At 47.3% G+C, this 801-nt stretch carries 1 protein-coding gene; it reads right to left on the bottom strand.

What is annotated here, in order from left to right:
- Positions 1-611 (bottom strand): leucine-rich repeat domain-containing protein (locus tag I6E40_RS10605; protein ID WP_235387234.1); only part of this gene is annotated, 611 nt, incomplete at its 3' end.
- Positions 612-801 lie beyond the last annotated feature (190 nt).

Here is an 801-nt window from a genome sequence, read left to right as displayed (position 1 = left end):
TAAAATATATTAGATCCTGTGCTGGGAGGTGTGGAGGGGAGCATATAGATGGAGGTCAAACTACTGCAACCATAGAAGCAGTCATTTCCCACACTCGTGACGGAGTTGGGAATGGTGATGGAGGTCAAACTGCTGCAACCATAGAAGCACAGTTGTCCCAAACTCGTGACGGAGTTGCCCAGGGTGATGGAGATCAAACTGCTGCATTGTTGGAAGCAGCCATAGTCCAAAGTCGTGACGGAGTTGGGAATGGTGATGGCGGTCAAACTGCTGCAACCATCGAAGCAGTAAACTCCCAAACTTGTGACGGAGTTGGGAATGGTGATGGAGGTCAAACTGCGGCAATCACGGAAGCAGTAATCTCCCAAACTTGTGACGGAGTTGGGAATGGTGATGGAGGTCAAACTGCTGCAACCCCAGAAGCAGGCAATTCCCAAACTCGTGACGGAGTTGGGAATGGTGATGGAGGTCAAACCGCTGCAACCATTGAAGCAGTATTCTCCCACACTCGTGACGGAGTTGGGAATGGTGATGGAGGTCAAACTGCTGCAACGAGAGAAGCAACTTTCTCCCAAACTCGTGACGGAATATGTGATGCCATTATAAATCACTTTTTCAGGAATTACTACGTCACCGGAGTATTCATTATTATACGAGTAATAATCGTCTCCCTGAAAAGTGACTGTAGCCGTCCTGTTGACTATATCCAGATTGTAGAAGATTCCATTTACCTCTGCGTCATGAGCCCGGGCAGAAAGGGAAAGACATAAAAGGGTAAGGAGTAAAAAGAAATTTTTCATG

Source organism: Prevotellamassilia timonensis (assembly GCF_021531665.1).
Classification (GTDB): Bacteria; Bacteroidota; Bacteroidia; order Bacteroidales; family Bacteroidaceae; genus Alloprevotella.
The sequence above is the reverse complement of the archived record's forward strand: the minus strand, read 5'-3'. Positions and strand labels throughout refer to the sequence as shown.